This is a genomic window from Pseudomonas sp. MWU16-30317 (genome assembly GCF_020515695.1).
Lineage (GTDB): Bacteria > Pseudomonadota > Gammaproteobacteria > Pseudomonadales > Pseudomonadaceae > Aquipseudomonas.
On sequence record NZ_JAIWJA010000001.1, the window covers coordinates 137,280 to 163,881 of the forward strand.

The 26,602-nt window shown below is 62.8% G+C and carries 24 protein-coding genes; 17 read left to right on the plus strand and 7 right to left on the minus strand.

The features are described from left to right. The first annotated feature begins 229 nt into the window (after positions 1–229). Positions 230–943, plus strand: coding sequence for a GntR family transcriptional regulator (locus tag LIX93_RS00670; RefSeq protein ID WP_226502090.1), 714 nt, complete (start codon positions 230–232; stop codon positions 941–943). 19 nt (positions 944–962) lie between these two features. Then, positions 963–1,697, plus strand: a complete 735-nt coding sequence (locus tag LIX93_RS00675; RefSeq protein WP_226502091.1) for an aspartate/glutamate racemase family protein — start codon at positions 963–965, stop codon at positions 1,695–1,697. Between the two features lie 26 nt (positions 1,698–1,723). Here the strand turns inward: LIX93_RS00675 and LIX93_RS00680 are convergent, their stop codons facing one another. The 4 genes from LIX93_RS00680 to LIX93_RS00695 all read right to left on the minus strand — a co-directional run bounded on the left by LIX93_RS00680 (position 1,724) and on the right by LIX93_RS00695 (position 6,226). Continuing rightward, positions 1,724–2,545 (minus strand): amidohydrolase family protein, encoded by an 822-nt coding sequence (locus LIX93_RS00680; protein ID WP_226502092.1) that lies wholly within the window; start codon positions 2,543–2,545, stop codon positions 1,724–1,726. Between the two features lie 23 nt (positions 2,546–2,568). After that, entirely contained in the window at positions 2,569–3,948 is a 1,380-nt protein-coding gene (locus tag LIX93_RS00685; protein WP_226502093.1) for a TIGR00366 family protein, read from the minus strand. Between the two features lie 81 nt (positions 3,949–4,029). Further along, complete coding sequence (locus LIX93_RS00690) at positions 4,030–5,223, minus strand: CoA transferase (RefSeq protein ID WP_226502094.1); 1,194 nt, start codon at positions 5,221–5,223, stop codon at positions 4,030–4,032. Between the two features lie 127 nt (positions 5,224–5,350). Further along, positions 5,351–6,226, minus strand: coding sequence for a LysR family transcriptional regulator (locus LIX93_RS00695; RefSeq protein ID WP_226502095.1), 876 nt, complete (start codon positions 6,224–6,226; stop codon positions 5,351–5,353). Between the two features lie 193 nt (positions 6,227–6,419). Between LIX93_RS00695 and LIX93_RS00700 the strand changes: the two genes are divergently transcribed. The 6 genes from LIX93_RS00700 (at position 6,420) to LIX93_RS00725 (ending at position 14,558) form a co-directional block, all read left to right on the plus strand. Next, complete coding sequence (locus LIX93_RS00700; protein WP_226502096.1) at positions 6,420–7,283, plus strand: CoA ester lyase; 864 nt, start codon at positions 6,420–6,422, stop codon at positions 7,281–7,283. Between the two features lie 41 nt (positions 7,284–7,324). After that, on the plus strand, positions 7,325–8,668 hold the full coding sequence (locus LIX93_RS00705; RefSeq protein ID WP_226502097.1) for a 2-hydroxycarboxylate transporter family protein: 1,344 nt from the start codon (positions 7,325–7,327) through the stop codon (positions 8,666–8,668). 129 nt (positions 8,669–8,797) lie between these two features. Further along, positions 8,798–11,332 (plus strand): glycosyl hydrolase family 28-related protein, encoded by a 2,535-nt coding sequence (locus LIX93_RS00710; RefSeq protein WP_226502098.1) that lies wholly within the window; start codon positions 8,798–8,800, stop codon positions 11,330–11,332. Positions 11,333–11,480: 148 nt separating this feature from the next. Next, the gene (locus LIX93_RS00715; protein WP_226502099.1) at positions 11,481–12,170 is read left to right on the plus strand and encodes a GntR family transcriptional regulator; all 690 of its coding nucleotides are present in this window, start codon (positions 11,481–11,483) and stop codon (positions 12,168–12,170) included. Positions 12,171–12,281: 111 nt separating this feature from the next. Next, positions 12,282–13,676, plus strand: a complete 1,395-nt coding sequence (locus LIX93_RS00720; protein WP_226502100.1) for an MFS transporter — start codon at positions 12,282–12,284, stop codon at positions 13,674–13,676. A 12-nt stretch (positions 13,677–13,688) separates the two neighbouring features. Beyond that, entirely contained in the window at positions 13,689–14,558 is an 870-nt protein-coding gene (locus LIX93_RS00725; protein WP_226502101.1) for an isocitrate lyase/PEP mutase family protein, read from the plus strand. 638 nt (positions 14,559–15,196) lie between these two features. Here the strand turns inward: LIX93_RS00725 and LIX93_RS00730 are convergent. Beyond that, complete coding sequence (locus tag LIX93_RS00730) at positions 15,197–16,501, minus strand: MFS transporter (protein WP_226502102.1); 1,305 nt, start codon at positions 16,499–16,501, stop codon at positions 15,197–15,199. A gap of 319 nt (positions 16,502–16,820) precedes the next feature. Between LIX93_RS00730 and LIX93_RS00735 the strand changes: the two genes are divergently transcribed. From LIX93_RS00735 to LIX93_RS00750, 4 genes are all read left to right on the plus strand, one after another. Next, positions 16,821–17,252 carry a DNA methylase gene (locus tag LIX93_RS00735; protein WP_226502103.1) on the plus strand — a complete coding sequence of 144 codons (432 nt, stop codon included), beginning with the start codon at positions 16,821–16,823 and terminating at the stop codon, positions 17,250–17,252. Between the two features lie 85 nt (positions 17,253–17,337). Further along, positions 17,338–17,598: a DUF1652 domain-containing protein gene (locus LIX93_RS00740; protein WP_226502104.1), complete on the plus strand. Its 261-nt coding sequence runs from the start codon at positions 17,338–17,340 to the stop codon at positions 17,596–17,598. 55 nt (positions 17,599–17,653) lie between these two features. Then, positions 17,654–18,463, plus strand: coding sequence for a shikimate dehydrogenase (locus tag LIX93_RS00745; RefSeq protein WP_226502105.1), 810 nt, complete (start codon positions 17,654–17,656; stop codon positions 18,461–18,463). A gap of 70 nt (positions 18,464–18,533) precedes the next feature. Next, positions 18,534–19,748 carry a DUF2252 family protein gene (locus LIX93_RS00750; protein WP_226502106.1) on the plus strand — a complete coding sequence of 405 codons (1,215 nt, stop codon included), beginning with the start codon at positions 18,534–18,536 and terminating at the stop codon, positions 19,746–19,748. 123 nt (positions 19,749–19,871) lie between these two features. On the opposite strand, the gene LIX93_RS00755 is transcribed toward LIX93_RS00750, so the two are convergent. Further along, positions 19,872–20,915: a purine nucleoside permease gene (locus LIX93_RS00755; RefSeq protein WP_226502107.1), complete on the minus strand. Its 1,044-nt coding sequence runs from the start codon at positions 20,913–20,915 to the stop codon at positions 19,872–19,874. 631 nt (positions 20,916–21,546) lie between these two features. Between LIX93_RS00755 and LIX93_RS00760 the strand changes: the two genes are divergently transcribed. The 4 genes from LIX93_RS00760 to deoA are packed head-to-tail and all read left to right on the plus strand — an operon-like array spanning position 21,547 to position 25,545. Then, on the plus strand, positions 21,547–22,446 hold the full coding sequence (locus tag LIX93_RS00760; RefSeq protein ID WP_226502818.1) for a nucleoside-specific channel-forming protein Tsx: 900 nt from the start codon (positions 21,547–21,549) through the stop codon (positions 22,444–22,446). Positions 22,447–22,487: 41 nt separating this feature from the next. Continuing rightward, positions 22,488–22,895 (plus strand): cytidine deaminase, encoded by a 408-nt coding sequence (locus LIX93_RS00765; protein WP_346015205.1) that lies wholly within the window; start codon positions 22,488–22,490, stop codon positions 22,893–22,895. Between the two features lie 43 nt (positions 22,896–22,938). Beyond that, on the plus strand, positions 22,939–24,204 hold the full coding sequence (locus LIX93_RS00770) for a NupC/NupG family nucleoside CNT transporter (RefSeq protein ID WP_226502109.1): 1,266 nt from the start codon (positions 22,939–22,941) through the stop codon (positions 24,202–24,204). 18 nt (positions 24,205–24,222) lie between these two features. Beyond that, entirely contained in the window at positions 24,223–25,545 is a 1,323-nt protein-coding gene (gene deoA, locus LIX93_RS00775; RefSeq protein WP_226502110.1) for a thymidine phosphorylase, read from the plus strand. Here deoA and LIX93_RS00780 read toward each other — a convergent pair. Further along, on the minus strand, positions 25,535–25,798 hold the full coding sequence (locus LIX93_RS00780) for a hypothetical protein (RefSeq protein WP_226502111.1): 264 nt from the start codon (positions 25,796–25,798) through the stop codon (positions 25,535–25,537). The genes deoA and LIX93_RS00780 overlap by 11 nt on opposite strands. 217 nt (positions 25,799–26,015) lie before the next feature. Between LIX93_RS00780 and LIX93_RS00785 the strand changes: the two genes are divergently transcribed. Further along, entirely contained in the window at positions 26,016–26,555 is a 540-nt protein-coding gene (locus tag LIX93_RS00785) for a DUF3833 domain-containing protein (protein ID WP_226502112.1), read from the plus strand. Positions 26,556–26,602 lie beyond the last annotated feature (47 nt).

Here is a 26,602-nt window from a genome sequence, read left to right on the forward strand (position 1 = left end):
GTTGTATACGATGCGTTACGCAGGATGCGTGCCATTTCTAGGCGAGCCGGGGCGAGGGTTGATGCAGAACGGTTTTTTCGTCGGTTGATATCACTTGGCTATTCCATGAAATCGGGGTTTCGCCCCGTATAAGTGCGCCCACGCGCAGCGCTGGTGCACTGGATTCTGGTGATGGCAAATAGGATTGAAGTTGTATACGATCAGCGCAACAGCACGCCTCAGTGAACCTATGAACGCCCATCTGTTTCCCATTGATCCCGCTCCAAGCCGTGGCAGCCAGAGCCGCGACGAGCACATCTACCAGGAGATCCTCGACGCCATCGTCGAGCATCGCCTGTTGCCCGGTGTGCGGCTGCCGGAAGACGCCCTTGCCGAGGCCTTCAACGTCAGCCGCACGGGCATTCGCAAGGTGCTGCAACGCCTGGCGCTGGAGCGCATGGTGACGCTGCGCCTGCATCGCGGTGCAGAAGTGGCGCAGCCCAGCGCCAAGGAGGCTCAGGATGTGTTCGCCGCACGCCAGCTGATCGAGCCGGCGGTGATGCCCGCCGTGGTCGCCAACGCCGACGCCACGCAACTCAAGCAACTGCGCGCGCTGGTGGATGAAGAACACCAGGCGCAACGCCAAGGGCTGCAAAGCCGGGCGATCCAGTTGTCGGCGCGTTTTCATGTGCAGCTGGTGGCGCTGGCCGACAATCAGGTGTTCAGCGAGCAGGTCGCCAGCCTGACCACCCGTTCGTCCCTGATCATCGCCGTCTACGGTTCGCGGCGCAGCGTCGGGTGCGACTGTGGCGATCATCTGGAACTGGTCGAGCTGCTGGAGCGCGGCGACGCCAGCGCGGCGGCGCAGTGGATGGGCGAGCACCTGACCAGCATCCGCGCCAGCTTGCACATCGACCCGAAAACCCCGGCCGAGCCGGATTTCAAAAGCCTTTTCAAACGTTGACTCACCGCTCGGGCTGCCCATGAAAATTCAGGTCATCAATCCCAACACCAGCCGCAGCATGACCACCAGCATCGGCCGCGCCGCCATGGCCGTGGCGCGGCCTGAAACTGAAATCATCGCGTGCTGCCCGCAAGACGGCCCGGCCTCCATCGAGGGGCATTTCGACGAAGCCATCGCTGCGGTCGGCGTGCTGGAGGAGGTGCGCAAAGGTGTGGCGGCGGGCGTCGATGCCCACGTGATCGCCTGCTTCGGCGACCCCGGCCTGTTGGCTGCCAGAGAGCTGGCGCGCGGCCCGGTGATCGGCATCGCCGAAGCGGCGTTCCATGTCGCCAGCCTGATCTGCACGCGCTTTGCCGTGGTGACGACCCTGACCCGCACGCGGATCATCGCCGAGCACCTGCTGCGCAATTACGGCATGACCGAGCACTGCACGTCGGTGCGCTGTGTCGATATCGCGGTGCTGGAACTGGAAGCGTTGGGCGAGGACCTACTGGTCGAGCGCATTGCCGAACAGGCCCTGCTGGCGCGGGATCAAGAAGGGGCGGGGGCGATTGTGCTGGGCTGCGGCGGCATGGCCGATCTGCCGGCGCGGGTAAGTGAGCGCGTCGGATTACCGGTGATCGATGGCGTGGCCGCTGCGGTCAAATTGGCCGAGATGTTGGTCGAGTTGGGGTTGCGGACCAGCAAACATGGCGATCTGGCGTATCCGCTGGCCAAAGGCTTCGCCGGGCGCTTTGGTCATTTTGGTCTGTAGCGAAGTCAGTCGCAGCCACGGATCAATCAGTCGAAGCCATACAGCCGCGCTGGATTGTCGACCAGCACGGCGTCGCGCGCGGCTTCACTGCCCGTCCATTCCCCGAGTAATTCCAGCAAGCGCGCATCATCCGGCGCATGGGCTTCGGTCACGTGCGGCCAGTCGCTGCCCCATACGAGCCGCTGGGGCGCGCACTGCGCAAAGGCCTTGGCGATCAGCGAGGCGTCGGGATAATCCGGGCCGCCGATCGCGGTATTCAGGTAGGCGCCACTGAGCTTGACCCAGGCCCGATCAGCCTCGATCAAACCGGCGATGAATCTGAATGCCGGATGGCTGGCGGCGCTGCCCGGCGGCAGGCGGCCGAGGTGATCGAACACGATCGGCACCGGAAGATTCGCCAGTAACGCCTGCTGGTCGAGGATTTGCTCGGCGGCCATGTGGATCTGTATGTGCCAGCCCCATTGGGCGACGCGCGCTGCCAGCGCGGCGATATCCTCGACGTGCACCACCTGGTCGGCCGCCTTCCACAGGCTGAAGCGCAGGCCGCGCACGCCGCCTTCGTGCAGGCTCTGCAGCTCATCGTCACTGATCGAAGGCGCGACCACCGCGATACCCCGGCCCTGGCCGGTCAACTGATGGAGGGCATCGAGCAGGCAGCGGTTATCAGTGCCGTAGAGTTTCGACTGCACGATGACCGCTCGTTGCAGACCCAGATGCTGCTGCACCCGGCGATAGTCATCCAGGGTGCGGCCGCCACTGCCCGTCGGTGACGGGGCAAAGCGTGGATCGTTGATATGCAGATGCGCGTCGCAGGCGTTTGCCGGCATTGGCCAGTGGATCGTGGTCATCACTGTGTTCCCGTTTGAAAGCCTTACACCAACAGCAGTAACGCTGCACCATAGGCAAACGCCGCCACCAGAAAAGTCACGAAGGTGAAGCCCAGCACCCGCTGCACGCCGACCCCGGCCATGGCGACCACCGGCGCGGCCCAGAACGGCTGCATCATGTTCGACACCTGCTCGCCCATGGCCACGGCCATGGTAGTGGCTGGCAACGAGGCGTGCAGGGTCATGGCCGCCGGGATCGCGAACGGCCCTTGCACGGCCCAGTGCCCGCCACCGCTGGGGATCAAGAAAGTCACCAGCAACGAGCACACGTAGCTCCAGAACGGCAGGGTGTGCGCGGTGGAGATCGCCACGAAGCCTTTGGCGATCACCCCCGGCAGCCCGGTGGCTTCCATCATGCCCATGATGCCGCCGTACAGCGGGTATTGCAGGAGCATCGAGCCGCTTTGCCGCGCCGCGCCCTTGACCGCGTCGGCATAGGCCAGCGGGTAGCCATGCAGCAGCACGCCAGCGGTGAACATCACGGTGATCACGCCATTGACGCCCGACAGCTGCACATGGCCGAACCACGACGCGGCGATCACGCCGATGCCCAGCGCGCCCATGAGCAGGCTGCCCAGTGGCGAGTATTCGAGGAACTGCGCGAAGCTGCGCGGCCCTTGGGGTTTGACGCTAGGGACAGGGTCGGGATAGCGGCTGGTGTCTAGCACCACAGCGTCTTCGTCACGCGGGCGCAGGGCGGCGAGCACGAAGGGCATGATCACCAGCAGCGCCAGGGTCGGCACCATGTTGAACGCGGTGAATACCATCTCGTTGATGCTCAGCACCTGGCCGCTGACCTTCTCCACGACGTTCATCGGGTTGCCGGGGCTGGTTTGCGCCAGCACGATGGAGCTCGACAGGCCGCCTGCCCAGACCACCCAGCCGGAGAACCCGGCCGCCACCAGCCAGGCGAAGTCGACGCGCATGCGCTTGGCGATTTCCCGGGCGAGCAGGGCGCTGAGCACCAGACCGAAGCCCCAGTTGAAGAACGAGGTGATGGCCACACAGAGGAAGATCATCGCCCCTGCCTGTGCTGGTGTGCGTGCAAACGCAATCACCCGAGTGAAGAAGCGCTGCACCACCGGCGCATGGGCCATGGCGTTGCCCAGTACCAGCACCAGGGTGATCTGCAGGGCAAAGGTGAAGATGTTGAAGAAGCCCTTGTACCAGCCGCTGAGCAGGGCATCGAGGCTGAAGTTAGGCGCTACCATCCAGGCCACGGCGGCGACCACGAAGGTGATGAACATGGCAAGCACGAAGGGGTCGGGGATGGTCCGCTCGAACAGCGCGATGGTGCTTTCGGTAAAGCGTGTGCGCAAGGTTCGATGGCCTCCAGAGAGGCCCAAGGGGGCGGTGCTGTGCATAGGGTTATCCCTTTTATTGTGTTTGTGAGGGCAAGCCAGGTCGCCCTGGCGGTGACAGCATTGGATCGGACGAGGGGTGAATCAGAGCAGCGCGCCGTTAGCCCGCAGCACGTCGATCTGTTCGGCACTGAAGCCGTATTCGGCCATCACCCGATCCGAGTCGGCGCCGAACACCGGCGCGGCAAACGGCTTTGGCCCAGGGGTGCGACCGAAGTCGATGGCCCGGGTGAAGCCTCGATAACGGCCCACCACCGGATGCTCGAACTCGCCGATCAGCTCTTCGGCCAGGCACTGTGGATCGTCGAACATGTCGTCGACCCGGCGCGCGGCGGCACAGGGTACCGCCTCACCGAAGACCTGCTCCCATTCCAGGGCGCTGTGTTGCTGCAGAGCCTCGTGCAACTGCGGGACGATCACCTGATGCTGTTCAGCACGCTTGCGCACCGTGTCGAAGCGCTCGTCGGACGCAAGGTGCGCCAGGCCGGTTTTCTCGCACAGCGCCTTCCAGAAGTGCGGCGTGTTGGCCGACAGGTACAGGTGGCCTTCGCGGGTCGGATGAATACCGGTGATGCCACCCGAGCGCATGTCGCGGTCGAGCTCGCGGGGTTCGTCGTCGGCCCACACCAGCCGCGCCGATTGCATCGCCAAGGCACTGCGCAGTAACGATACGCCGACTTCCTGGCCCAGCCCGGTGCGCTCGCGCTCGTACAAGGCCGAGGCTACGCCGCTGGCGACCATCGCTGCCGCATAGTAATCCACCACCGAGCCGTACAGCACTTCGGGCGCGCCGCCAGGCTTGGCCTGGGCCACGCACATGCCGGTCATGGTCTGCAGTACCTGGTCGTAGCCGGCCTTGGCTTTGAGCGGGCCTTTTTCGCCATAGCCGGTGACCGCGCAATAGATCAGCCGTGGGTTGAGGGTCTGCAACTCGGCATAACCCATGCCTAGCCGCTGGGGCACGCCGGGGCGAAAATTGTGCACCAGCACGTCGGCTTCGCGCACCAGGGTCAGCAGCGCCTGCAGACCGCCGGCGGTCTTGAGGTCAAGCGCGACGCCGTCCTTGCTGCGGTTGACGCCCAAAAAGGCACGGCTTTCGCTGCTCAGGGTCGACGGGTATTTACGCAGATTGTCGCCACTGGGCGGCTCGACCTTGATCACCCGGGCGCCTTGGTCGGCCAGCAGCGAGCAGCCATAGGGGCCGGCGATGTAGGCGCTGAGGTCAAGAACGGTGATGCCGGCCAGAGGGCCGGATGCGGGTTGAACAGCAGAAGGCATGGAGATTCTCCGATCTTGTTATCCGCGCTTCAACGGGTGGTCGCGGCGCTACGTCGGTTCATTCTGTGAGGGGCAACAAGGAATTAAAAACGTTTTTTAGTGGTTTGAGAGTCCATAAAAAATGGACTCATCTTGTCGTTGACTCGGCGAACAGCACCTCGCAGAACACCTCGATCAAGCGCTCCTTGGCTGAATTGCGTTTCCACACCAGCCCGATCGGGCGATGCAGGCCAGTGCCGGGCAGGGCGATCTGTGCCAGACCATCAAGCTGGCCATGCAGCGGCCGCCACTGCGGCACCAGCGACACGCCCAGTTGCCCGCGGACCATGGCAGCAATGGCGTCCAGTGTGTCGATCTCGAAGCGTTCGCGGGGCTGGATGCCGTTCTGCAACAGGTAACGGTCGGCCATCACCCCGCCCCAGGAACTGCGGTGATAACGAATGAACGGCTCGCTGCGCAGCACCTCATGGGCGGCCTGTTGCGCCAGTGCCTGCGGGGCCAGCACCACGAACGGTTCATTGCGCAGCGGCCGCCAGATGAACTCCTTGGGCAGGTCGAATTGCGGCAGCACCAAGAGGGCGATATCGATGTCGCCCGCCACCACCTTGCGGTACAGCTCGGTCGAGACCGCAGGCTCGACATGCGGGTGCAGGTGCTCGTAGTTGTCGATCAGATTCGCCAGCACGCCGGGCACCACATAGGCCATGGCCGAACTGATGCAGCCAATGCGCAGCTCGCCGACCACGCTGTCCAACGCGGCGATGGCGCGCAGGTCGCGGGTGCGCTGCAGCAGGTCGGCGGCCGGACCGAGCAGCGCGGCGCCGGCGGCGGTGAGCTGCATGGTGCGTCCGGCGCGGCTGAGCAAGGTCTGCCCGACTTCGTGCTCCAGCGCCTTGACGCGCTGGGCCACCGCGGTGGGGGTGAGGTTTAGCTTGCGCGCGGCGGCAGCGGTGGAGCCGAGCTGCGCTACGTGCAGGAAGCTGTCGAGATAGCGTGTGTCCATAGTGAATAAATTCTGGATTCTGAACCTAGAGATAAGCACTTTAACTAACTTTTAACCTTTTGCACTATGGCCCCTGCCACCGGAGCCACCTCCGGGGTTTCCAATAACAATGCCGGGTATGGGAGCGCAATGCCCATCGCCAGGCGCGGTGCACGCTGGCTTCAGCCCGCACCGTCGAAAACACAGGTGCCCCATGCGCAGTAAATTGTTCGTCCCGGGCTCACGCCCCGAGCTGTTCCCCAAGGCCATGGCCTCGGCCGCCGATGGCATCAGCTTCGATCTCGAAGACGCCGTGGCCGAAAGTGCCAAGGCCGATGCTCGGGCGCAACTGGCCAGCTACCTGAGCCAGCCGCCGAGTGCGAGCAAGCAACTGCTGGTACGCATCAACGCGCAAGACTCGATCCACTACCTGGCCGACCTCGAGGCGCTGGTCGCCACTCATGTGCAGATCATCAATCTGCCCAAGGCCGAAGACCCCGAGCAGATCCTGCGCCTGGCCGACACCTTGCAGCAGCTTGAACAGCGCGCCGGGCGCCGGGTGCCGCTGACTATCCTGGCCAATATCGAATCGCCCCGTGGCCTGCGCCAGGCCGCCGCCATCGCTGCCGCGCATCCGCGGGTCATGGGCTTGCAACTGGGCTTTGCTGATCTGCTGGAACCGCTGGGTATCGATCGGCATGCGGTCAACGTCATTCAGCAGATCCAGCTCAGCGTGCGTCTGGCCGCCGGTGAGGCCGGGGTAGCTGCCTATGACGCAGCCTATGCAGCCATCAACCGCCCCGAGGGCTATCGCGACGAAGCGGTTTACGCCCGACGCCTGGGATTTGCCGGCAAGTCGTGCATTCATCCTTCACAAATCGCCCTGGCCAATGAAGCCTTCGTGCCCAATCGAGATGAAATCGCCAAGGCGCAGCGCATCGTTGCCGCTGCGGGTGACGCTGCGCGTGCGGGGGTGGGGGCCTACCAGGTCGATGGCCAGATGGTCGATGCGCCGTTCGTGCGCCGCGCCGAGATGCTCCTGGCCCAAGCGCGACAGGCGGGGCTGCTGACGCACTGAAACGCTGCCGACACCTTCTACAACAATAAGATGAGGTTCCCATGCATAACGTCGACACCCTGGCCGCCGCGCCACCGCAGGCGTCGCTGTTCGAGCGGCTGATGAATATCCGCATCAGCTTCATTCCGGTGCCGGTCTACCTGGTGCTAGTCGCCCTGGTGGTCGGTCTGCTGATCGAGCATGAACTCAAGCCCGATCTGCCGACCATGATCGCCATCATCGGCTTGGGTGGCGCCACCTGCGGCGAGCTCGGCAAGCGCCTGCCGTTTATCGGCAAGATCGGCGGCGCGGCCATCGTCTCGGCGTTCCTGCCCTCGTACCTGGTGAGCCTGGGCTGGGTGCCGCAAGAGATCATCGCGCCGGTGACGTCCTTTACCAAACAGAGCAACTTCATCTACCTGTTCGTCTCGGCGGTGGTGGTGGGCAGCATTTTCACCATGGACCGCAACCTCATCGTCAAAGGCTTCGCGAAGATTTTCGTGCCGTTGCTGCTGGGTTCGGTGCTGGCCCTGATCGCCGGTGTCGCGGTTGGGCTGTTGTGTGGATTGCCGTTGCGCCAGGTATTGTTTTTCGTGATCGTGCCGGTCATGGGTGGCGGGCTCGGCGAGGGCGCGATTCCGCTATCGGTCGGCTACGGCGAAATCCTCGGCATGGACTCGGGCAAGATTCTCGCGCAGTTGCTGCCGATCATTTTGCTCGGCAACCTGTGTGCGATCCTCGCCTGCGGTGCGCTGGACCTTTTGGGCAAGCGCTATCCCTCGCTGACCGGGAACGGCCGCTTGCAGATGGCCGAGATCTCGGATGACGCGGTTGCCGACCAACCGGTGAAAATCCAGTTCGACGGCCAGACCATCAACCAAGTGATCGCCGCCGGCATGTGTGCCATCACCCTCTACCTGGCCGGTGTGCTGCTGCATGCGCTGTTCGGCCTGCCGGGGCCGGTGTGCATGTTGTTTTTGGCGGTGCTGCTGAAGCTGGCCAACGTGATTCCGGCACGGCTGGAAACCGGTGCGCGGTTGTTGTTTCAGTTCTTCACCACGTGCGTGACCTATCCGCTGCTGTTCGCCAACTCCATTGCCGTAACGCACTGGAGCGAGCTGACGGCCGCACTGCATATCGGCAATGTGCTGACCATTGCGAGCACGGTGTTGACCTTGGTGCTGACGGGGTTGGTGGTGGCGCGGCGGTTGAACCTGTATCCGATCGATACGGCGATTGTGAATGGCTGCCACAGCGGGTTGGGCGGGACGGGGGATATCGCGATTTTGACGGCGGCGAACCGGATGCAGCTGCTGCCGTATGCGCAGATATCGACGCGGATCGGGGGGGCGATCACGGTGATGGGGGCGTTGTTGATTTTGGCGAATATGGGGCCGGTGGGGTGAGGTCGGGCAGACCGTCTATCACATCGCGGGCCCCCATCCCCAGCACACCCCAAGACTGAACTAGCCTGAATCACCCGCCCGCCGTTCGCCTCCCCCCCCATCAGAACACCGTGCGGGAAGGAGACCCGCATGGCTATCTACAACGTAAAAAACTACGGCGCCAAAGGCGACGGCAGCACCGACGACACGGCGGCCATCCAGGCGGCCATCGATGCAGCGGCGGCAGACGGTGGTGGGCAGGTGTATCTGTCCAGCGGCACCTACACGCTCAGTTCCACCGCCGCAGGCAGTGCCTTGCAGCTCAAGGACTTCACCTCGCTGACCGGCGACGGCATGGGCCAGACGGTGCTCAAGCTGGCCGACGGCTCGACCGGGGCGACCTCGGTGGTGCACGGTGACGGTGATTCCATTGGCGCGAGCAGCTTGACCATCGACGGCAATCGGGCCGGCAACAGCGGTACGGTGCAGGGGTGGGTCAGTGGCACCAGCGACGACGTCACCCTGAGCGCCGTAGAAGTGGTCAACGCCAGTGGCGATGGTTTCGACCTGCGCAGTGTGGGTCATCAATTCAGCGTGAGCGACAGCGTTGCGCGGTTCAATGGTATCGCCGGGTTCCACGCCGACGGCCAGGCCAATAGCTACATCCATGATTCGCTGGCCCAGAGCAACGGGGACGCAGGCTTCGACCTCGGCGGCGAACTGACGGTACTCGACAGCGACGCCCTCACCAATGGCAACGACGGCTTCGTGCTGCGCGAAGGCGAGAGCAGCAGTGCCGGCACCAGCCGTATCGTGATCGATGGCGGCAGCGCCGTGGGCAACAACAGTAACGGTGTCGACGCGGTGCTGGTCCATGGTTTTCAGATCAGCGCGATGGACCTGCACGGCAACCTCTACAACGGCATCCTCAGCGATGCCAGCAGCGACGGGGTCATCACTCAGAACCACGTGTTCGGCAACGACTACGACGAGTTTTCGTATTCCGAAATCGACATCAGCGGCTGGACCGGCAGCCCCGCCACCACGGCGAACAACGTGTCGGCGACCCACAATGTGGTGACGGGCGGGCACAACAGCTATTACGGCATCACCGTGGGGATCGACACGGGCGACTACAACACCGTCGCCGACAACATCGTCAGCCAGACGGTCCTGCCGATCGTGGTGGTCGGCGAGCACAGCGTCAAAAGCAACAATGTCGCGTTCGTGCGCCTGTATGGCACCGATCACGCCGACGTCATGAACGGTGGTGTGGCACGCGACCAACTCGTCGCCGGTGATGGCAACGATACGCTCAATGCCGGCGCGGGCGCCGATGTGCTCGATGGCGGCGGCGGCGTGGATTTGCTGACCACCGGTGCTGGCGCCGATGTGGTGCGCTTCGACACCCTGGCCGACAGCTACCGCGATGCGGCCCATAGCTACGCCGACCGCATCACTGACTTTGACGCCACCAGCGATCGCCTGGACCTCTGCGCCTTGGGTTTCAGCACGTTGGGCAACGGCCATGGCGACACGCTGCTGCTGAGTTACAACGCGGCGCTGGATCGTACCTACCTCAAGCATCTGGATGCGGACGCGGCGGGCAATCGTTTCGAGGCGGTGCTGCTCGGCGACCACCGCGACTTTACCGTGGCCAATCTGCAGCAGCTCGCTGAAGGCACGGCGGCAGCCGATTCGCTGAGCGGCTCGGCGCTCGCCGACTCCCTCTACGGCGGCGATGCACGCGACACTCTGCACGGCCTGGGCGGCGACGACCGGTTATTCGGCGACGGCGGTGGCGACCGCCTGGAGGGTGGCGCGGGGGCCGATACTTTTGTCTATCGCGAGTTGAGCGACAGCCTGCGATCGAACGCAGCCGGCGGTACTGCGGGGCGGGACATGGTGATGGACTTTGACGCCAGCCTGGGCGATCAGCTCGACGTTTCAGCGCTGGGCTTCACCGGTCTTGGCGACGGTCATGGGCATACGCTCAAGGTCAGCGTCAGTGCCGATGGCGAGCAGACAGTGCTCAAGTCGCTGGAGCAAAATGCCCAGGGTGAGCATTTCGAGATACTGCTGGCGGGGGATCATCAGTTCGAGCTGTCCCAGGACAGCATTCTCTTCGCCCAGCCCTTGGGCAACACCCCCAGCGTGCTGCCGAGCTGGCTCGATCACAACGTTTACGGCACTGGCGGCGCCGATACCCTGATTGGCGATTCGACCGACAACTGGATCCGCGGCGGTGATGGCAATGACCGGCTCAGCGGCGGCGTCGGCGACGATACGTTGGTCGGCGGTGGCGGCGCGGATGTGATGAACGGCGACACGGGCAACGATACCTTTGCCTATACGAAAGTCAGCGACAGCTTTCGCCAGGGCAGCTCGGTGTTCGCCGACACCATCAACGGCTTCTCGGCTTACAACGACCGGCTGGATTTCTCGGCCTTGGGCTATACCGGGCTGGGGGATGGGCATGGGGAGACGTTGAAATTGGTGCAGGACTCTGGCCGGACGTTTTTGCGCGATCTGGACGGGGATGCGCAGGGGCGCTTGTTCGAGGTGCGGTTGGCGGGAGATTTGAAGGCGCATCTGACGGCGGATAATTTTGTCTTTGCTGAGGCGGCGCAGGTCGAGCCGTTGCAGTTGTTGGGGGTGACGCACGGGGTTGGCGACGTGGCGTGAATGAGCATTTCCATTGATCGTGCTCACTGTTTTTTATCCGCAGGGCGGTGAAACGATTTCGCTGCCTTGACCTTAAGTTGCATACAACCTATGGTTTGATTCACGTCTAAACCAATAAAAACCGGATTTAACCGGAAGGTTGTATACGATGTCTGCTTCGCACCTTACCCTCGTTCCCAGCGATGATCCCTATTCTCTGATCAAGCAAGCCATCAGCGACGCCCGTTATGTGCCCGGCGAATTCCTCCGCGAATCGCGCATCGCCGAAGACTTGGGCGTCAGCCGCACCCCGGTGCGCGAAGCCATCCGCCGCCTCGAAGCCGAAGGCTGGCTTGAAGTCTTGCCCAACCGCGGCGCGAGGGTCAGGCGGTGGTCGACCCGCGATGTCGAGGAAATTTTCGAAGCCCGCCTGTTGATCGAACCCTATCTGGTCGGCCAGGCCGCATTGCGTGTCACGCCGGAGCAGATCACCGAACTCGATGAGCTGGCCGAGCGCACCCGCGTGATCGCCAGCCGGGGCCTGGATGCCGAGCCCACCGACAGCTGGTTCGACACCAACAAGCGCTTTCACGACATCCTCACCGCCGCCGCGGGCAACAGCCGCTTGGCGCAGTCGCTGCAATCGATGAAGGAGGTGCCGCTGATCAAGTGGACCTACGCCAGCTACCGCGATACAGACCGCGAGCGCAGTGCGGGGCAGCACATCGAGATCGTGCAGGCGGTGAGGGCGAGAAATCCGGCCTGGGCCGAGGCGGCGATGCGCTGTCACATTCTCGCGGCGCAGACCTCGCTGTTGGCCAGACTCGACCACGCGTTGATCGATCAGACCCCTGACTAAAAACGTGCGGGCGCGCGGTTGTATCGCCTATCAGTACTGCGCCGAAAAGGACCGGCATCGGCTGCCCCTCAGTGGGACACAACAACAATAAGAACGGCAGGAGACTGCATCATGACAAGCACGGTAAATGCAGGTGCGCGGCTGGATCGGCTACCCACGTCGAGCTTCCATCGGCGCATTCTCTGGTTGATCGGTGGGGGCATGTTCCTCGACTCTTTCGATCTGTATCTGGCGGGCGGGGTGCTCGGCGAACTAGCGCGCAGCGGGTGGTCGTCGTTGCTGCTCAACGCGGCGTTTCTGTCGTCGACCTTCATCGGCATGCTGATCGGTGCCATCGCCGCCGGTATCCTGGGCGACGCCAAAGGGCGCAAGTTCACCTATCAGTTCAACCTGGCGATTTTCGGCCTCGCGTCCCTGGCCGGTGCTTTCGCGCCGAACATGGAGTGGCTGATCGCGTGCCGCTTCATCATGGGCCTCGGGCTGGGCGCTGAGATTGTCGTCGGCTACGGCTCGATCGGCGAGTTCATTCCGCCGGCGGTGCGGGGTAAATGGTCGGCGTATCTGTCGCTGATCACTAACGCGGGCCTGTTCTTTTCGACCTTCATTGGTTTCCTGCTGATCCCGACCCTCGGTTGGCGCGCGATGTTCGCTATCGTCGGGATCGGCGCGCTGGTGATCTGGGTGCTGCGCAAAAAGATGCCCGAGTCGCCGCGCTGGCTGGAGTCCAAGGGGCGCTTGAGTGAGGCCAACGCGATCCTCGAAGAGATAGAAGCCGAGACGGCCCAGGGTCGCGCCTTGCCGCCGATCACCGAGAACTATGCCGCGCCAGTGCGCAAGACGCGGATGAGCGAATTGTTCGGGCGGGCGTTGCGGCGCCGGACCTGGATCGCCATCTGCATCCAGGTGGCGATCAATATCGTCATCTATGGCTTTATCGTCTGGGTGCCGACCTTCCTGCTGCACCAGGGTATCGACCTCAAGGCCTCGCTGGGCTACACCGCGCTGATGTCTTTGGGTGGGCCGGCAGGCGCCTTGGTCGGTGCGCTGTTGGCCGATCGCATCGGGCGCAAGAACGGCATCATCGTCATCTCCATCGCGGCTGCGGTGGTGGGCTGGTTCTACGGCCAGTCCACCAGTATCAGCATGGCCGTGAGTCTGGGCTTCGTGCTGTTCACCTTGACCTATCTGCTGGTTGCGTTGGGCATCGCCACCTATATTCCGGAATTGTTCGCCACCGAAAATCGGATGCGCGGCAGTGGTGTGGCCGGCGCGGCGGGGCGTATTGCCGGCATCGTGGCGCCGCAGATCGTCGTTGCCGTGTATGCGCTGGGCAATATCGAAAACGTGCTGCTGGTGATCATCAGTGCCTTGCTGGTCATGGCCGTGGTGCTGTTTTTCTTCGGCGTTGAAACCAATCGTCGATCCCTTGAAGACATTGCGGTCCAGGTGCCTGAGCGGACTCGCGTCGAGCGCGCACTGGGCGTCACCAAAGACCTTCATCACTGAGTGAGATCTGTCATGAGTTCATCCTTGAGAAAGCAATTGAAAGCCAAGCTGGCCGGCGACGAGCTGGTAGTCGCACCGGGCGTGTTCGATCTGATTTCGGTGCGTATGGCCGACAGCCTTGGCTTCGACTGCCTGTACATGACCGGCTTCGGCACGGTGGCGTCCTATCTGGGCGAAGCCGATGCGGGCCTCGCCACTTACACCGACATGCTCAACCGGGTGACGGCGTTCTGCGCGGCCAGCCGTACGCCGATCATCTGCGATGCCGATACCGGTTATGGCGGGCTGTTGAACGTCGCTCATACCGTACGCGGCTATGAGCGGGCAGGGGCGGCGGGTATCCAGCTCGAGGACCAGGAATTTCCGAAAAAATGCGGCCATACGCCGGGGCGCCGAGTGATCGCCCAGAGCGATATGGTGCAGAAGATTCGCGTTGCGGTCGAAGCGCGGCAAGACCCGGACATGTTGATCGTCGCGCGTACCGATGCGCGCACTTCATTGGGCCTGGACGAAGCGATGCGCCGCTGCGATGCGTATTTGGAGGCAGGCGCCGATGTGCTGTTTCTCGAGTCGCCGGAGTCCGAGCAAGAGCTCGAAGCCATTGGTAAACGCTTCGATGTGCCGTTGCTGGTCAATGTGGTGGAAGGCGGGCGTACACCGCAACTGCCGCCGGCCGAGCTGCAACGTCTGGGTTTCTCGCTGGCCATTTATCCGGCGTCGGGGTTCCTGGCGGTGGCGAAGGCGCTGCATGAAGTCTATGGCGAATTGCGTGCGCGCAAGGGGACGGTGGGGCATCTGGATGAGCTTTATTCGTTCGAGAAGATGTGCGAGTTGATGGGGTTTCCGGCGGTTTGGGAGTTTGATCGCAAGCATGCGCAGTGATTGGGTGGTCAGTTTGAGGCTATTGGATTGCGGTGGTTCTGCTTTCGAGCCGGCCTTGGGGTCGCTGCCCCCGCCATTGGCCCCTCGCTGACGCTCGGGGTTCCCGCGCTCCGGCACGCTTGCGCAGGGCACGCCCCGATGGGCCTTCCATGGCCCAACGGGGCTTGGCCGGCATCCATGCCGGCCATCCCTGCGCAAGCGTACCTCCACGCGGCCTGCTGGAAGGGGGCCGCGACCCCAAGGCCGGCTCGAAAGCAGAACAGTGATATTGGTGGTGTCTGCTCTTTCATGACATAGCTCAAATCTCGGCTGGTCCTTTGCTGCGGGCCTGTGCGGCCGCCCCTCCAGCAGGCCGCGTGGAGGCGCCTGAAGAGAGGGAGATCCCGGCAGGATGCCGGGTCAGGCGCGTTGGGCCAAGGATGGCCCATTGCGCCGTGCCCTCTCTTCAGGTGCCGGAACGCGGGAACCCTGAGCCTAAGCGAAGGGCCAATGGGCAGGGCGAGCCGCACAGGCCCGCAGCAAAGGACCACACCCCAATCTCCAGCCCACCGAAGCGTGCCCAAACCCAAATACGAGAGGCCGGTCCCATTTGCACCAGCCTGCCGCAGGAACCATCACGCGCAGCACCCGGCCCGATCCTAAGGCGTTTGCCCAACATGCCCTGCCGCCGAACTATCTGCCGACTCACCGCCATGCCTGACACCCTGCGGATGCTCTTCAGTCATATCCGCACCGGTCGCATCGGGCAGGCACAGCGCCGCAACGAATGCGATCGCATAGGAGCTGATCGCGAACACCCCCATGGCCGTCGGCAAACCCATTGCGGTCGAAGCGAAGCCCACCGCCGCCGGCATGATCGAGCCGAAACCGCGGCCGAAGCTGGTGCAAAAGCCTGCCCCATTGGCGCGGATGCGAGTGGGGTAGAGCTCGGCAAAGGCGACCGGCAGCCCAGACGCCAGGCCGCCCTGAAACGCACCGAGCAACAGCCCCAGGCCTAGGGTGACGGTCATGTTGATCGGCGCAAACGTATAGACCGAAACCACGCAGGCCTGGCAAAGCAGAAACAGCAGGAACGCCTTACCGCGGCTGATATGGTCACTGATACGCCCATACACGAACGGCCCCAGCAGCGAGCCGATGATATTCACCGCGAGATAACCGGAGGTCGAGGCCACCGGAAGGTTGAGCACCATGCGCATATAGGTGGGCAGCCAGGTGATCATGATGTAGGCGCCACCGAAGATACCGCTGGCCAGCACCGTACTGATCAGCGTGACCCGCCGATGTTGCGCGCCGAATATTTCCTTGATGTCGAGTTTCTTGCGTGGCTGACTGGCGGCTTGGGTGAAGGCCGCGGACTCTGGCACCAGGCGACGGATGAACCAGATCAGGAAAGCCGGTAGCAGGCCGATGGCGAAGAACGCGCGCCAGGCGATGTGTTCGGGCAGCCAGGCGAAAACCACGGGCATCAATGTGAGCGAAATCGCGTAGCCGACGGCATAACCACTCTGCACCGATGCCGCCACACGACCGCGCAGCGCCGGGGTGATGGCTTCGCTGATCAGCACCGCGCCGACTACGGCCTCACCGCCGTAACCGATGCCCTGCAGGAAGCGCACCGGCAGGAATTCCCAGAAGCTGCTGCACAGGCCCGCCAGGCAGGTAAACGCCGCCACCCACAGCACCGTGCCCTGCATCACCTTGATGCGCCCATAGCGGTCGGCGAGCAAACCTGCACCCCAACCGCCCAAGGCACTGCCGATCAGCGACACCGATCCCAGCAATCCCGCATCCGACTTGGTCAGGGCAAGCACGGTCATCAACACTGGCATCATCAGTGCGTAGATGGTCGAGTCCATGGAATCGAGGGTGAAGCCCCCGAAGCACGCCCAGTAGGTGCGTTTTTCCGTCGGCGTGAGTGCCGAGTACCAACCCAAGCGCATAGCGGATGTCCTTTTTTGTTGTGGTTGCAGGACATCCTAAAGGGCTTGCCGTTGGGGCTCGGTACGAAAGGCTGATGGAGCGGCCGCTTTTGTTTATCGCTGGTTGAGCATCGGCGCGCCATACGGAGCACCGGCGATCGCTTCGGTGCTGTTCACCTGCCTGCTGTGGTGGATTTGCGCTGGACGGCGCAACAAGCCGCAGCCGATAGGTGAGGCAGTCTCGGGGTAGGGAAGGGGCCCGAACATCCTCTGTTGAACGTTCGGGCTCGCGCTCGTCTCCATATGTTGACCAGACCTGGGTCCCAGGGAGAGCACCACCTTGAGCAAAACCATCACTGCCCATGATCTCGATATTGCCCTCGAGCACGGCGATGAAGCCGGGCTGTTCAAATGGCTGCTCGCCAGTTTCCTCATGGGCAAACGCATCAGCGCCAGCATCGCCGCCGAGGCTTATCGGGTGATCGTAGTCAAGCATCAGCGCGATACGCCGCGCAAATTGGCCCATTGCAGCCACCGCGAACTGGTAGCGATGCTGGGTGAGGCGCGGTATTCACGTTATGACGAATCCACCGCCGAACGCCTGGTGCTGCTCGCCAACAAACTCCATGACGAGTATGGCGGCAAGGTCACCACCCTCCACGCGCAAAGCACCGACCGTCATGAGTTCGAGCAGCGCCTGCAAGCGTTCAAGGGCATTGGGCCCAAGACGGTGGAAATCTTCATGCGTGAGGCTGGCAAGGTGCTCTATTGAGCCACCGTGTGCCTATCTCCACGCTATGCTGCAACGACGGCTGCCAAGGTCAACAACAATAATCACATGACGTTCGGGGTACATCATGCTTTCTCATCTACAGCTGCGACACCTGCTGGAATCAGCCTTTCTGCCCAGCAAATGCAGGTGCGAAATAGACTCCAAAGGCACCATGACCGTGCATTTCATCAACCCCAGGAACGGCAAGATCGATCTGACGGTGGGTGAAATAGCGGCGAACAAGCTGGCATCGAGCCGCGCCATTGCTAACCTCATCGGTGAGCTGAAAGAGCAGCACAGGCGCATTCCTCAAGAGCTCCAGGAGCGTCGGCGTCATCGACGCTGATGGCCGAAGCTGGCGCTCCACCCCGATAACATCAATAACAACGTCGGAGGCCCCCATGGTCGGTGGCGCAACGCAGCTGGTGGCGATCGTCGGTTCGCCCATTGCCCAGGTCAAATCCCCGGTCAATTTCAATACCTGGTTCCAGGATAACGGCCTGGATCTGACCATGATCCCCATCGATGTGCGCGCCGACGCCATCCGCGCATTCCTCGACTGCCTGCGCGGCTGGCAAAACATGCGTGGTTGCGTGATCACCGTTCCGTACAAGCAGGTGGTGACTCAGTATCTGGATCACCTCAGCGCCCGCGCCACGCTGCTGCGCTCGGTCAATGTGATCAGGCGCGAGGCGGACGGCACCTTGCTGGGCGACAACGTCGATGGCGAAGGGTTTTTGACTGCCGCGCGGCAACAGGGCTTCGAGCCCCACGGTCAGCGAGCCCTGGTACTTGGCGCGGGTGGGGTGGGCAGCGCGATCGCTTGCTCCCTTTGCGAAGCAGGCCTCAGCGAATTGGTGCTCACCGACCTCGACAGCGGCCGTGCCAGGGGCCTTGCCGACGTGCTGCACAATGCCTTCCCGGCGGTGCGTATCGGCCTGGCATACCGCTCGCTCGCAGGCTTTGCGCTGGTCGCCAATGCCTCGCCGCTCGGCATGCGGGCCACCGACGAACTGCCGCTGCCTGACGCCATGCTCGAGACGCTGACGCCCGGGTGCCTGGTGGCCGATGTGGTGACCTCACCTGCCGTCACGCCATTCTTGCAGCAGGCGCAGGCACGTGGCGCGCTGATCCAGACCGGCCCGCAGATGGCGCGCGCGCAAATGGGCAACCTCGGGGCGTTCATGGGGGTTACACCTTCAGATATTTGAGGATATCTGAAATGTTTTGAAACATTCGCGTGGCGGTGGGTCAACCGCTCACACTTTTAAGACTGCCTGAATGAAAACGCCCCGTCCCGTCGCGCGTCTCGATGTACTCAACAATCTGCGTAACCTCAAAATGGCTCGTTCCGCACATGCGTACGTGCGCGGCAGCACCGTGCAGTTCTACGAGTGGCTGCACACTCAAGTCGGGCGTCGTCTACCCAGCGGCCCTGCCGTGTGGATCTGTGGCGACTGCCATGCCGGCAACCTCGGCCCTACCGGCGACTTGAAAGGCAAAACCGACATTCACATTCGCGACCTCGATCAGACGGTCATCGGCAACCCGGCCCACGACTTGGTGCGCTTGGCCTTGTCCCTCGCCACCGCAGCCCGCGGATCGGACCTCCCTGGCGTCGCCACCGCGCAGATGCTCGAAGAAATGATGCGCGGCTACGAGCAGGCCTTCGAGGGCGATAGCGATGACGAGCCGCCCAGACCTGCCCAGGTAAAGGCCGGCATGCGTAGCGCAGTGGCGCGGACCTGGAAGCACCTGGCCCAGGAACGTATCGAGGACACGCGGCCCACGATTCCGTTAGGCAAGCATTTCTGGTCGTTGTCAAAGGCCGAGCGCAGTGCCGTGGCTACGCTGTGCGATACGTCTGAAATGCACAGCCTGGTGACCGCCCTCAAGGGCCGCTCGCGGGATGACGACGTCGAGTTGCTCGACGCTGCGTATTGGGTCAAAGGTTGCAGTTCACTGGGGCTGCTCCGGTATGCGGCGCTGCTCGCTGTGGGCAAGGGGGACGACGTGGATTACTGCCTGGTCGATATCAAGGAAGCTGTGCGCGCTGCAGCGCCACGGGTGCCGAGGGCGAAAATGCCACGTGACAATGGTCAGCGGGTGGTGGAGGGCGCTCGCGCTTTATCGCCGGGGCTGGGTGACCGGATGATTGCCGCGCGCATGCTCGACCACGGCTTTTTCATTCGCGAATTGTTGCCTCAGGACTTGAAGCTTGAACTCGATCAACTGAGCCAGCGCGAGGCAATGTCCGCTGCCGGCTACCTCGCCCGCGTGGTCGGCCTGGCACACGCGCGGCAAATGGACCTGGCCACGCGTTCGTCATGGATAAAAGACCTGCAGCTCAACCGTTCGCATACACTCGATGCACCTTCATGGCTGTGGTCCAGCGTGGTGCAGTTGGTCGGTGATCACGAGAAGGGCTATCTAGAGCATTGCCGTCGGTATGCGCTGGAGCAGGAGCGCAACGCTGTCCGCGCCGCCCGTAAATGACCGCTACAGCGCGCCCTCCAACAGCAGACGCTTCACTCCCGGCGTCTGCTGATTGATCGGGCCCGGATGGTCGATCAACGGTGGTTTAGCGGTTGATCTCGATCACAAGCTGCGGCGTCGCACTCAGCTGGCCGGCACGCCTTTCTCCCACTCGCCCCAGTGCTCGACGATGTTCTGCACCAGCGGATTGCCGGCGCGGTACAGGTTCTCGAGCGCCGGCACGAAGCCGCCCTGATCGGCGTACTTGAGCAGGTTGTCTACTTCGCTGTACCCAGGATATGGCCGATCGAAATCCGAGCCCGCGCGCACCACCGCCAAGCGCGAGATGTCGACCTTGCCGGCGCTACTGGCGCGCAGCAGGGCCTCGTAGGTGGAGTTGTCTTCCTGCTGGGTGGTGCAGTACGTGCCCTTGTTATCGGTCAGCAACTTGGTCCACACCTCGGCCCGCTCGCTCAGCCGCGTGCCTGAAAACCAGGTGTTGCCCGCCAGGGTGTCGCACTGAGTGACCTTGGGTGCCTGATTGGCCGGTGCATAGGGGTAGTGCTGGCGCCAGGCGCTGGATTCCTTGCTCTCGCTCAGCACCACGTCCTTGGACAGCGCCAGGGCCTTGGCCTGCAGCACCGGGTTGAGCTCGAAGACTTCGGTCTTGTAGTCCAGCGGCGGTTTCTCGTTGGGGCCTTTGGTGTTGATGCCGATATAGCCGGTCGGCCAGTTCTTGGGCGCGTCGCGTGAATCGATTTCCCACTGCGTGCCGAATTCCACCAGATAGTGCGCCCAGGCCGCAGTACCGATCGTGCCGTGGTGCGGGTTGATGCCAGCGATGCCGGCGACCACGAAGTAGGTCTTGCGCAGGTCGAATTGGCTGGACAGGCCGAGCGCCAAGGTGGAGGCCGCAGCGTTGGTCTGACCCATGCCGGTGACCATCAGGCACACCTGTTGCGCGTTGCAGCGCACCGCCGGATATTCGGCCGACAGGCCCGGCACCTTGATCTCCTGAGTGAGTTTGAGGCGATCGATCCAGTTCTGTGCCTCGGGGGCGAACATGGTGATCAACATGACTTTCGGGGTTACCGGGGCTGCGGGCGCTGTGGCGGCCCAGGCGGTGCTGGCGCCGAGGGCGGCGACGGTGAGGCCGATAGTGGCCGCGAGACGAGAACAAACGAACATAGAAGCTCCATGCCAGATGATGGGATGACCTGCATGCTGACTGCACAAGGGCAAAGCGCAGTCGCTAGCAGGGCTTACGGACTTAGCAGGATGCAGGCCAACAAGTTGTCCGAGCCGTCAAGTATTGGCCACGCTGGCGAATCTGCAACACCCGGTTACAGAAGCGGCATTGTGCCATGCCTGCGATTGCGCCAAAACCGCGCACCCCGCACAAACCAGGTGCTCCGAAGTAGATCAAATGGTCAGAAAAAACCTGACCGATCACTCAAGCTCCCGTAAATACTGGGCAAGCCATGAATGGCATGCATTCTGCTTTAGAGACATCCGCTAAATGGGCCGGTATTCAATGAGTGAATATCTGTAGGAAGTTTCTGAAAAGGATCGGATTGATGCCGCGAATAATGTATTAGTTCGACGCAACGTCGAATATCTCCCTGCTGCTCTTCGAACAATGAGCAATCGATAGATCAATCCGCCGACGGGCCAGACAGGTCAGGGTACAACTGTGCCCGGGCGCTGCAGGCGGTCGGGCAAGTGCGTGCCAAGGAGCTTCATAGTGAATACCAGAACAGTGCGTCATGCAGTTTCACGTCGGCGAACAATAGTGTCGAATACCCTCGGTATCGCTGCCTTGGGCCTGACCGGCAGCGTTTCCTGCTGGGCCGCCACGGCGCCGGCAAAGGGCGTCGACAGTGCTCAGGGCGAAGACTTGAGTTATGAAGTCGCGCCGGCCAATACCAATCAGAAAGCAGCCCCTTGGTATAACCAGAACTTCACCCTGATCGGCAGCAAGGACATCAGTTTCGGCCCGCGACCGTCCGATGACATCTACCTTGAATACGAGTATTTCGGCCGCAAGGGCCCGTTCGAACTGTACGGCTACATCGACGCGCCAAAGATCCTCGGCATTGGCAACAGCAACGACAGCGGCGCTTGGGACAAGGGCTCGCCGATCTTCATGGAGCACGAGCCGCGTATTTCCATCGACGAGTTGGTCGGTCGCAAGCTCGGTTTCGGCCTGTTCAAGGAGTTCTACATCGCCTTCGACTGGATCTACGACATGGGCCACAACAAGGCCGGGCGGGCAAACACCCTGTATACCGGCCTGGGTACCGATATCGACACCCACAGCCCGGTCAATCTGTCGGCCAACTTCTATGCCCGTCGTCAGTGGGAGAACTACGGTGCGTCCAACGAAAACTCCTGGGATGGCTATCGGGCGCAACTGAAATACATATTGCCTCTGGGCAAATATTCCAACGGCGCGTCGCTCACCTATGTAGGCTTCACCAACTTCGATTTCGGTTCGGACCTGCACGACGAGCCCGGTTCGCCGCGCACCGCCAATGCAACAGTGGCCACTAACGTTCTGCTTTATTCATTTACCCATCTGCGCTTCATGGCAGTTGGCCGCTACTTCCATAATGGGGGTAACTGGAAAGACGGCAGCCAACTTGATTTTGGTGATGGGCCGTTTGAGGCACGTTCCAACGGTTGGGGTTACTATTTCGGCGTTGGCTATCAGTTCTGAACTGGCAGCACTCCCTTATTAACGAGCACATGATAAATCCGATGACTGAAACCTGTGATCATGACGACCTGTTGGCCGAGGCCAAGGCCGCCGCGCAACACACCTATTCGCCCTATTCGAAGTTCCCCGTGGGCGCCGCGCTGCTGACCGCCGAGGGCGCGATCATTCATGGCTGCAACGTCGAAAACATCTCCTACGGGCTGACCAACTGCGCCGAGCGCTCGGCGCTGTTCGCGGCCATCAGCCATGGTTTGCCGCCGCGCAGCTTCAAGGCGATGGCGGTGTATGCGCCCAACGTGGCGCTGATCAGCCCTTGCGGTGCCTGTCGTCAGGTGTTGCTGGAGCTGATGGCGCCTGACGCCGTGATCATCTGCGCGGGCAGTGATCCGGCGGCTACCCGCGTCTGGACGCTCGACCAACTGCTGCCCGGCGCATTCGACGCCTTCTGAGCCACGCCACGCAATCGCCCCTCGGGGGTTCGGAGATAACTGCATGATCAGTCTTGTCGGCATGGCGGTCCTTGTGCTCGTCGCCATCCTGTTGTCCACCCAGCGTCGCGCCATCAAGTGGCGCACGGTGTCTGTCGCCCTGGCCTTGCAGGTACTCATCGGCGCCTTTGCCCTGTACGTGCCCTGGGGGCAAGAGGCGCTCGGTTCGTTGTCGGGCGCGGTGGCGTCCTTGCAGCTGTACGCCGACAAAGGCATCGCCTTCATGTTCGGCGGCCTCGGTTCGCCGCACATGTTCGAGCTGTTCGGCAGCGGCGGTTTCGTCTTTGCCATCCGCGTGCTGCCGATGCTGGTGTTCTTCGGCAGCTTCATCTCGGTGCTGTACTACATCGGCGTGATGGGCTGGGTAATCCGCCTGTTGGGTGGCGCGCTGCGCTGGTTGCTGGGCACCAGCCGCGTTGAATCGATGGTGGTGACCTCGGCGATTTTCGTCGGCCAGTCCGAAGTACCGCTGGTGGTACGGCCCTTTATCGCGAGGATGACGCGCTCCGAATTGTTCGCGGTGATGGTCGGTGGTTTTGCTGCCGTGGCCGGCTCCGTGCTGTTGGGCTATGCGGGCATGGGGGTCGAACTCAAATACCTGATCGCCGCGTGCTTCATGTCCGCACCGGGGGCCTTGCTGATGGCCAAGCTGATGGAGCCGGAGACCGAAGTGGTCAACGACGACATGATGCTCGAAGAGCTCAAGGACCCGGAAAACCGCCCGGCCAACATCGTCGACGCCGCCGCCGAAGGGGCACAGGTCGGCTTGCGCCTGGCCATGGCGGTGGGAGCGATGCTGATCGCCTTCATCGGCTTGATCGCATTGCTCAACGGCTTGCTGGGCTGGGCCGGCGGCTGGTTGGGCTACCCGCAATTGACCTTGCAGTTGATCCTCGGCTACCTGCTCGCGCCGGTGGCTTTTCTGATCGGTGTGCCCTGGCACGAAGCGGTACTGGCGGGTGGATTCATCGGCGAGAAGCTGACCCTCAACGAATTCGTCGCCTACGCGGATCTGGCCAATTACCTCACCCCCGAAAAGGCCAGCGCTGCCGGTGTCTCGGTGTTGTCGGTACACACCCAGGTCATCGTCACCTTTGCCCTGTGCGGGTTTGCCAATCTGTCGTCGATCGCCATTCAACTGGCCGGCCTCAGTGGTATCGCCCCGCAGCGCCGTCACGAGCTGGCACGCCTGGGGTTGCGGGCGATGATCGGCGGTACCTTGTCGAATTTGATGAGCGCGGCCATCGTCGGCTTTTTCATTTCGTTGTAAGACAGGAGGTCGACAGCCATGTGGCTTGCTCAGGAAGTGATTCGCCGCAAACGTGATGGGGGCGTGCTCGACGCCGACGATATCCGTCGTTTCGTCGCCGGCATCAGCGACTCGAGCCTCAGCGAAGGCCAGGTCGCTGCGTTCGCCATGGCGGTACTGCTCAAAGGCATGAACATCGAAGAGCGCATCGCCCTGACCGCGGCAATGCGCGACTCCGGCCAGGTGCTGCACTGGGACCTGCCAGGGCCGGTGGTGGACAAGCATTCCACCGGCGGCGTGGGCGACATGATCAGCTTGCCGCTCGCGCCATTGCTGGCGGCCTGCGGCTGTTTTGTGCCGATGATTTCCGGACGCGGGCTTGGGCACACCGGCGGCACCCTCGACAAACTGGAGAGCATTCCCGGTTACGACTGCCAGCCGAGCCTGGAGCGCTTTCGCCAGATCGTTGCCGAGGTGGGCTGCGCGATCATCGGCCAGACCGCCGACCTGGCACCGGCCGACAAGCGCCTGTACGCCATTCGCGACATGACCGGCACGGTCGAGTCGCTGGACTTGATCACCGCGTCGATCCTCTCGAAAAAACTCGCCGCCGGCCTCGACGTGCTGGTGATGGACGTCAAGACCGGCAACGGCGCGTTCATGGCCCAGGCCGAGGAAGCTGCCGAGCTGGCTCGCAGCATTGCCGACGTGGCCAATGGCGCGGGCGTGCGCACCACGGCGCTGGTGACCGACATGAACCAACCGCTGGCGCGCAGTGCCGGTAACGGCCTGGAAGTCGCCGAGGCGGTGGCGTTGCTGCAAGGGGAGGTGCGCAGCCCGCGGCTGTGGGAGCTGACCCTCAGCCTGGCCGAGCAGGCATTGATGCTGGCCGGGCTGGCGGCCACCGAGGCGCAGGCGCGGGCACAGTTGCTAGAGGTGTGGCGCAGCGGCGCGGCGCTGCAGCGCTTTGGGCAAATGATCGCGGCACTGGGCGGGCCGCAGGACTTCATCCACTCACCCCAGCACTACCTGCCAGCGGCGGCCTTCAGCAGGCCGGTGTGGGCCGAGCACAGCGGCACGGTGAGCGCTGTCGATACTCGCGCGGTCGGCATGGCGGTGGTCGAACTGGGTGGCGGACGGCGTCGCCCGCAGGACCAGGTCGACCCTGCGGTGGGTTTCAGCGAGCTGCGTTTTATCGGTGAACAGGTCGATGACACTCAGCCGCTGGGCTGGGTCCACGGACAAACAGCGGACGCCGTGGAGCGGGCCACGCTAGCGCTGCAAGCGGCCTATCGTATCGGCGCGGCGGCGCAAATCAGCACGCCGCTGGTGGCCGAGCGGATCGTCGCTCTCAGGCCCTGACGTGCGCTACCGCTTCGGCCGGCCTGGAGGATTGGAACTTCATTGCCTTGATCCCGCTCAGACGCTCCAGGTACCGCTGGCCCTCAGGGTTGAGGGTGAGCTGGGCCAGCCCGGGGGCGCTGCTGTTGATGATCACGTATTTGCACGCGACCAGGACCTGCAGTTCGTTCGCGTCCTTGTCGGGAATGTTCTGCCATTGACCAGAATGGATCAGCTCTAGCAGTTCCAAATGCTTTTGGTCGTATGTGTTCATTGAAAGGTACGTTCGCGAAGGTCCTGTGGGGTTGCGATGATAGCGTTTTAGAATCACTGTCGGGGGGCTTTTATCAGCTTTCAGATGAGAGGGCCTCCCGTCTGTCATCCGATTTGCGTAAGCCGACGTACAACCCCCGTGCTCCCACGACTCTGTGCCGATTCCCGCTACCCAACCCGAACAGCGCCGCCGCGGCGCGATGCCGAGACTACCTTCCATGCGCCCATTACTGCTTTCAGTCGTCGTTTTGCTGTTATCCGCATGCGGCAACGTCCCGGTTGAGCACTACCGCGACGAAACCCCACGCCTCGACCTACCGCACTTCTTCACCGGCCAGGTGCAAGCCAGCGGGATCTTCCAGAAACGCTCCGGCGAGGTGGCCAAGCGCTTCAGGGTCGATATCAACGGCCACATGCAAGGCCTCAACCTGATCCTCGACGAGCGCTTCGTCTACAGCGACGGCACCAGACAGCAACGCACCTGGACCCTGGTGCCTACCGGTAATGGCCACTGGCCGGGCACAGCGGGCGATGTGATCGGTGTCGCCGAAGGGCAGGTGTCCGGCAATACCCTGCATTGGAAGTACACCCTGGACCTGGAAGTCGACGGCACCCGGCACCCAGTGCAGCTGGATGACTGGATGTTCTTGATGGATGACAACACACTGGTCAACCGTTCGTATATGTCGAAGTTCGGGGTGGAGGTGGGGCAGATCAGTTTGTTCTTTACGCGGGCGACCGCAGCGCCAGCGCGCTAGCAGCCGCGTATCGACCCTCAACGCATACGTAGCGACCAGGCCATCAG